Consider the following 7,565-nt stretch of genomic DNA (forward strand, 5'->3'; position numbering starts at 1 on the left):
GATACGCTCTAGCGGCTTAGCCGGGTGGACATGATGATCGAGGAAAGCGTTCGCTCAACGCCATCGATCATTCCGATCCCGTCGACGAGTTGATCAAGTTCCGAAATCGACGGAGCTTCGAGAACCGCAATTAGATCGAATGTGCCGCTCACCGAATGCAGTGATTTCACACCATGGATTGCCTGCAGCGAAACGCAAACCTGTGATAAGACTTTTGGCGCGAGCGTGATCATGACATGCGCTTTCGCAAGACCTGATTGATACTCATCGGACAGTCTCACGTTATATCCGGCAATGACCCCTTCACGCTCCAGGCGATCAAGTCTGGACTGAACGGTCGTTCTCGACAAACCGAGCTTTTTGGCAAGGCTCGCCACGGGCGCGCGCGCATCCTCGCCAAGCAAATCGAGCAGTTCGCGGTCTTTTTCCGTTACATTCATCAGAACCTCTGCATTCAGACTATCCAATACGGCGAAGTGCTTAAAACAAGCCAACAAAAATAGCAATGTGACCCTATGATATGGCGTGTGATCTAGTCAAACTGACAACATTCAAATCCTGAAGCGAAGGGGACTGAAATGAAGGATATAATGGTCATTGGCGCAGGTAAGATCGGTGGCGCCATCGCATTGATGCTGGCCGAAACAGGCAATTACAATGTCGTCGTAACCGATCGTGATCAGGCGCAGATCAACAAGCTCGACAAGCATCCTGCGATTTCCGGAAAAGTCGTTGATATCACCGACATCGGGGCACTCGTAGTGATGCTTCGCGGGAAGTTCGCCGTTCTGTCCGCGGCGCCCTTCAACCTGACCGGCAAAGTCGCCGAGGCTGCACTGGAAGCCTCGGTGCATTACCTTGACCTGACGGAAGATGTCGCAACGACCAAGAAGGTCGAGGAGCTCTCCGAAGGTGCAGATGTTGCTTTCATTCCCCAGTGTGGCCTCGCGCCCGGCTTTATCTCGATTGTTGCCAACGACCTTGCCAAGCGCTTTGACACGCTGGATAGCGTGCGCATGCGCGTTGGAGCCTTGCCGCAATATCCGTCGAACGCTCTGAACTACAATCTGACCTGGAGCACGGATGGTCTGATCAACGAATACATCGAGCCATGTGAGGCGATTGTTGAGGGCAAGTTCATTACAGTGCCGGCCATGGAAGAGCGCGAAGAATTCTCGCTGGATGGTGTTACCTACGAGGCATTTAACACATCTGGTGGTCTCGGCACCCTGGCCAAGACGCTGGAGGGCCGCGTTCGGACGATGAACTACCGCACGATCCGCTACCCAGGCCATCAGGCAATAATCAAGGCGCTGCTGAACGACTTCAATCTCAAGAACCGCCGGGACGTGCTCAAGGACCTGTTCGAAAATGCTCTGCCGGCCACGATGCAGGACGTGGTCGTGATCTTCGTCACCGTGTGTGGCTGGAAAGAGGGCCGCTACATGCAGGAAACCTACGCCAACAAGGTTTATTCGGGTGTCGTCGCGGGCAAAACGATGAGCGCGATCCAAATCACGACGGCCGCCGGCATCACGACGGTTCTCGACCTCCTCGCCGATGGAAAACTGCCTCAGAAGGGCTTCGTTCGGCAGGAGGAAGTCGCGCTCGCAGATTTCCTGAACAATCGCTTTGGCCAGGTTTACGATCCTGAGGCCATGCGTCTGAAGAAGGCGGTCTAGTCCCTTGTCATGACTTCAGGCGCCTGGCGTTGATGGTGTCGGGCGTGTCGCTCTGAACGCGGGCTGCGGCTCACCCCTCGCAGGGTGGGGTTGGCAACCCGCCAGTCGTTTACAACAACAGAAGGCCCCAACGAGCATTGCCCGATGAATTCCGCCAGTTTCCTTGAAAGTGTCGACCAGAACTTCCGTCATGCCATGTCATTCCTCAATCTGGGGGAGGGACTGGCTGAACGGATCATCCAATGCAACTCGACCTACACGGTTCGCTTCGGCGTGCGCCTTCGTGGTCAAATGTACAGTTTCATCGGCTGGCGATCGGTCCACAGTGAGCACTGCGAACCGGTCAAAGGCGGCATCCGCTATGCCTCGAATGCCCGACGCCGATGAGGTCGAGGCTCTTGCCGCATTAGTGACGCTCAAGTGCTCGCTCGTCGACGTGCCATTCGGTGGCTCCAAGGGCGCACTGAAGATCGATCCGAGCGAGTGGTCGCCGCAGGAACTTGAGCGCATCACCCGCCGCTTTACCCAGGAACTGAACAAACGCTGCCTGATCGGTCCCGGTGTCAACGTTCCAGCCCCCGATATTGGCGGCACGGGCGAACGGGAAATGGCTTAGATGATGGATGAATTCCGCCGTGCCAATCCGACCGACGTCGTCAATGCTCGCGCTTGCGTCACCGGCAAGCCGCTGTCGAAGGGCGGGATCGCCGGCCGAACGGAGGCCACTGCTCGTGGCGTGCAATTCGCCATCCAGAGCTATCTTCGCGACACTCGCACGCAAGGTCTTGATGGCCGGCGCCATCTCAAAGGCGCGTCCGTTATCGTGCAAGGCTTCGGCAATGTCGGCTATCACGCCGCCAAGTTCCTATCCGAAGAGGACGGCGCACGCGTCAACGTTGTTGCTGATCGCGACGGCTACGTCGCCAACCCCGAAGGCCTTTCCATCGAAGCGCTCAAGCAGCACCAAATCGGCACCGGCAACATTCTCGGCTTTGAAGGCGCCAGGCCCTTTGCTGGCGACATGACTGAGATAGAACAGCGCTGCGACGTTCTCATCCCGGCGGCGACGGAAAATGCTATCCACGCCGAGAACGTCGAACGCATCAAGCCCCACCTCGTCGTCGAAGCGGCCAATGGTCCTGTCACCTTCGAGGCCGACAAGCTCCTCCGCTCCCGCGGCGTCACCATTCTCCCCGATCTCTATGTCAATGCCGGCGGTGTTGTCGTCAGTTACTTCGAGTGGGTCAAGAACCTGACGCATATCCCCTTCGGCCTGATGGAACGTCGTCGGCGCGAGCGACGCAACCAGACGATTGCGGCGGCGCTCGAGCGGATGACCGGCAGGGAGTTCCCCGCCGACATCCGCGACGAGTTCCTCGAACGCGGCGACGAAATAGATCTTGTCCGCTCCGGCCTCGAAGACGTCATGCGCAGCACTTGGGCACGCATCGGCGATCTTCTCGAGACACAGCCCGAACTCGGCGATTACCGGACCGCAGCCTATGTCGCTTCCATCCGGCAGGTCGCCGACACCTATGAGGCAATCGGGATTTAGTTCGGGGGCGCGGCATGCTAACAGGAGAGACGGATCAGCCGACGGCAGCGGACTTTACGGCCGAACTTCATGCGCGGCCGTCCATATATTTCGCCGGGCCGGCACTCGTCGAGCATTTCGCTCTGATGCCGGCTCAGTCGCCTGCTAGACAAACGGGCGGCTCCATATCTTTGGGCAAGCATGACACCGACCTTATAAAGACGCGTGTCGAGTATCACACAGAGTTCGTAACCGTCACACGCGTGACAATGCTCGATCACGAACCGGAACAATGGCCGGCGCCAACGCTGGTGACGTCCGACATTCTCGCAATGCTCGGTCTGCCTTCGGCATCGATTATCGGTCAGGTCAGTATCCTGGTAATGGGGCCTGCGCCGGATGAATTGGGCGACTTCCTGCCGAAATTCGGGTTTGATGTCAGCGCCGCGTCAATGATCGGAGGAGGGGCTGGCCAAGTTTGCTCCGACTTCCGGGTTCGTTCTAACGGGTGGAGCCATACGCTGCTGTTCAACAAGGATTTGAACGCCTATCGGCTTGGGCGAATGGTCCGTAGAATCTACGAGGTAGAGACCTACCGCTCGATGGCGCTGCTTGGGTTGCCACTCGCACGAAGGCTCGCGCCGCGGCTTGCCGAGTTCGATGCGCGGCTTGGAGAATTGGCAGACCGCAATCAGTCGACGCCGGCAGATCAGCACAAGAACCTGCTCAACGAGATCTCGGAGCTTTCAGCCGCCATCATCACCGCTTCGGCGGAAACTCGCAGCCGCTTCGGCGCGACTGCGGCCTATGCTAAGATCGTCGAGGAACGCATCAGCGAGCTGCGCGAGACACATGTGCCGGGCTTCCAGCGCTTTGGTGTGTTCATCACCAGGCGTTTCAAGCCAGCGGTTCGCACCTGCGAGGCCGCAGCCCATAGGCTCGAGCAGTTGTCCGGTGCCACCTTGCATCTCCTGAACCTGCTCCAAACCCGCATCCAGGTCGAGGTCGAGTTCCACAATGCAATTCAGATCAGGTCGGTGGCTGAACGGGCAGCGACGCAGGTGAAGATCCAGCGCGCGGTCGAGGGGTTCTCAATCATCGCCATCAGCTACTACCTCGTCGGTCTCATCAAAACGGCTTTCGAGGCATGTCAACATGCCGGGTGGGAATTAAGCCCGCTGCTGATGCTTGGGTCGCTCCCGCTCGTGTTCGTGACTGTGACAGCCACAGTGCTTCGCGTGAAGCGTGCACTCGCGACCCATGAATAGAACTTATTTGCATCATTCAATTGAGGGACGCGGTGCCACCAGATACCCAAATTCCAGAAAGCAAATGAAATCTTGCAAAACTACGGCCCATCGGCATCAAAGCGATCGCAGCCGCATGCAAGAGTTTTACGGCGGCCACCTGACCAAGCCGGATCCAACTGGAGCCTGACGATGCTAGTCACACGTGGTTGGCCTCAGCGTAACCACGATACGAAACGATAAGGCATCCAAACCCGGGTGCCCAGGGGCAAGACATGGATCTCCGTCATCTCCGCTACGTGGCAGTCGCCGATAGTAAAAGCAACACACCTGAAGCCAACCATAGGTTCCATAAACTAGATTATGCGACGACCGTCTGTAGCCGCAAAGTTAAAGTGTCCTGTTTCTGCAAAGTTGGAATGTCACACTCCCCGCGTTTGATTGGCGCCGGGGAGATTGCCGATGGGACTGATAGCGATGAGCGAGCGTGATCTGCAGCGGATCGAGGTTTTGTCGAAGGTCGTTGACGGCCGGGCGACGCTGGTCTCGGCGGCGCGTGTTCTGGGCTTGAGCGAGCGCCAGGTGCGCCGGCTGTTGGAGCGGATCAGGACGACCGGCGCGGCGTCGATCCGGCACAAGGCGATCGGCCGACCGTCGAACAACAGGATCAGCCCGGGCGTGCGCGATTATGCTTTGGCTCTCATTCGAGAGCGCTATGCCGATTTCGGTCCAACCTTGGCAGCCGAGAAGCTTGCCGAGCTCGATGGGCTGACGGTGTCGCGCGAGACGCTGCGCCAATGGATGACGGGCGCCGGCATCTGGCTGTCGCGCAAGCAGCGGCGGACGTTTCATCAGCCACGATTGCGGCGCGAGGCCTATGGCGAGCTGGTGCAGATCGACGGATCGGAACATCGCTGGTTCGAGGATCGCGGCGATTCGTGTTCGCTGCTGGTGTTCGTCGACGATGCGACGGGCAAGCTGATGCAGTTGCGCTTCGTGCGCTCGGAAAGCGCGTTCAGCTACTTCGAGGCGCTGGAGCTTTATTTGAAGGATCACGGTGCTCCCGTTGCCTTCTATTCCGACAAGCATTCGGTGTTCCGGGTGGCGAAGAAGGAGGCCAAGAGTGGCCAGGGCATGACCCAGTTCGGGCGTGCACTCTCGGAACTAAACATCGAGATTCTTTGCGCAAATTCGAGCCAGGCGAAGGGCCGGGTTGAACGGATGAACCGGACATTGCAGGATCGGCTGATCAAGGAACTGCGGTTAGCGGGCATCGGCAGCATGGACGATGGCAATGCTTTTCTGCCGCGGTTCATGGCGCGGTATAACCAGCGGTTTGCCATCGCCCCTACCCGTCCTGACAATCTGCATCGGCCGATCAACATGCCATCGGATCGGCTGCAGGAGATCCTGTGCAAGCGTGAGCAGCGTTATGTCGGGGCGCAGCTGACGTTTTCGTTCGAGCGCCAGCGGATCATGCTGGAAGAGAGTGATGTGACGCGTGGCCTGGTTGGTCGCTATGTCGAGACCTATGCCTATGCCGATGGCCGGCTCGACGTGCGCTGGAAAGGCCATTCCCTGTCCTATCGGGTGTTCGACAAGGACCAGCGGGTGACGCATGCGGCGATCACGGAGAACAAGCGGCTTTCCGATGTGCTGGCCTATATCAAGGAGCGGCAGGATCAGCGACCAACGCCGAAGGTGAAGACCAACAGCGAGAAGAACGGCTATACGCCGCGGAGCCGCAAGCCCGGTCGGAACAGGGATTTCATGAACGATCCCGCCGTCATTGCCCGACGGCGCCAAGCGCTCTCTGACCTCGATGCGGCGGAATGACCGGCTGCTGCAACTGTCAAAGCTAAAGCCAATGGGTGCGTCTCATCCGCCCCCTCCCTTCCCTTGCAACCCGGCCCAGCCGGTCCGGTCGGGGGCTTGCCTCAGCGCAAGTGGACATGCCGAGTGTCGCATTTCTAAATAGCTGAAGACGCGCCCAAAATGACACTTCTACTTTGCACACAAACGGACATTCCAACCCTGCCGCCACAATGCTTGTAGCCGGGGTGGGTTCAAGGATGAAGTGCGACTTGCAATAGATAACAACGGTTTATCCTTGCAAGGAACGAGACATGAAGCGCACCTACTCCCAGATCGATATCGATGAACGCCGCAAGATTGCCCGCTGGCGCACGGCTGGGTCAGCGTTGATGTGATCGCCGAGAAGCTGCACCGACATCGCTCGACCATTTTCCGTGAGCTGCGCCGCAATACGTTCGAGGATCGTGAGATGCCGGACCTCAACGGTTACTACTGCGTGATGGCCAATGACACGGCGCGAGAACGGCGTGCCAAGCTGCGCAAACTTGCCCGGTTCGCGCAGCTCCGCCAATCGGTGATCGAGCGCATCATGCATGGCTGGTCGCCGCAACAGATCGCCGGCCGATTGCAGCTTGAGCGCCATCCGATCTCCGTCAGCCATGAGACGATCTATAAGTTCGCCTATTCCTCGGACGGTCACGCCATCAAACTGTGGCGACACCTGCCGGAGCATCGTGCCAGACGCCGGCCGCGGCACGCCAGACGCCGCCATGGCAAGCGGTTCACCCCGGATGTCAACATTCTCTACCGGCCAGACGCCGTCGCCGAGCGAAAACAGTTCGGGCATTGGGAATGCGATCTCATCCAGTTTCGCAAGAAGTTCGGAAAGGCCAACGTGACGTCGCTGGTCGAACGGGTCAGCCGATTTGCCGTCTTGCTGCGCAACAATGACCGGCAATCGAGGCCGGTGATGGACGGCCTGATCCAGGTGCTACAATCCCTGCCCCACCTCGCCCGTCGCTCGATCACCTTCGATCGTGGCACGGAGTTCACCGACTGGCCTTACCTGCAGGCCAGCATCGGAGCGCAGACATGGTTTTGCGATCCGCAATCCCCGTGGCAGAAGGGCACTGTCGAGAACACCAATAGACGGGCCAGGAAATGGCTTTCGAGAGAGGTCGATCCACTGTCTCTCAGCGACCGCGATCTCACCGAGATCTGCAACCGCCTGAACGCAACGCCACGCAAATGCCTCGGCTACAAAACGCCGGCAGAAGTCTTCCGCCA

At 58.6% G+C, this 7,565-nt stretch carries 4 protein-coding genes and 2 pseudogenes; 5 read left to right on the plus strand and 1 reads right to left on the minus strand.

The genetic code is table 11. The annotated features are described in order from the left end of the window. Positions 1 to 8 precede the first annotated feature (8 nt). Entirely contained in the window at positions 9 to 440 is a 432-nt protein-coding gene (locus G9X67_RS00155; RefSeq protein ID WP_127431661.1) for an Lrp/AsnC family transcriptional regulator, read from the minus strand. A gap of 138 nt (positions 441 to 578) precedes the next feature. On the opposite strand from G9X67_RS00155, the gene G9X67_RS00160 reads away from it, so the two are divergent. The 5 genes and pseudogenes from G9X67_RS00160 to G9X67_RS00180 form a co-directional block, all read left to right on the plus strand. Continuing rightward, positions 579 to 1,682, plus strand: coding sequence for a saccharopine dehydrogenase family protein (locus G9X67_RS00160; RefSeq protein ID WP_127431660.1), 1,104 nt, complete (start codon positions 579 to 581; stop codon positions 1,680 to 1,682). A 195-nt stretch (positions 1,683 to 1,877) separates the two neighbouring features. Beyond that, a pseudogene (locus tag G9X67_RS00165) lies at positions 1,878 to 3,237 on the plus strand (Glu/Leu/Phe/Val dehydrogenase). A gap of 14 nt (positions 3,238 to 3,251) precedes the next feature. Next, on the plus strand, positions 3,252 to 4,484 hold the full coding sequence (locus tag G9X67_RS00170; protein WP_127431659.1) for a DUF3422 domain-containing protein: 1,233 nt from the start codon (positions 3,252 to 3,254) through the stop codon (positions 4,482 to 4,484). A gap of 441 nt (positions 4,485 to 4,925) precedes the next feature. After that, positions 4,926 to 6,299: an ISNCY family transposase gene (locus G9X67_RS00175; RefSeq protein ID WP_127431940.1), complete on the plus strand. Its 1,374-nt coding sequence runs from the start codon at positions 4,926 to 4,928 to the stop codon at positions 6,297 to 6,299. Positions 6,300 to 6,589: 290 nt separating this feature from the next. Beyond that, positions 6,590 to 7,565: pseudogene (locus tag G9X67_RS00180) on the plus strand (IS30 family transposase); the annotation flags it as partial.

Source organism: Rhizobium sp. WYCCWR 11152, assembly GCF_013087615.1.
Classification (GTDB): domain Bacteria; phylum Pseudomonadota; class Alphaproteobacteria; order Rhizobiales; family Rhizobiaceae; genus Rhizobium; species Rhizobium indicum.

Coding starts and splice junctions, on each gene's coding strand:
- G9X67_RS00155 (WP_127431661.1), bottom strand. CDS start 440: ATGAATGTAACGGAAAAAGACCGCGAACTGCTCGATTTGCTTGGCGAG.
- G9X67_RS00160 (WP_127431660.1), top strand. CDS start 579: ATGAAGGATATAATGGTCATTGGCGCAGGTAAGATCGGTGGCGCCATC.
- G9X67_RS00170 (WP_127431659.1), top strand. CDS start 3,252: ATGCTAACAGGAGAGACGGATCAGCCGACGGCAGCGGACTTTACGGCC.
- G9X67_RS00175 (WP_127431940.1), top strand. CDS start 4,926: ATGGGACTGATAGCGATGAGCGAGCGTGATCTGCAGCGGATCGAGGTT.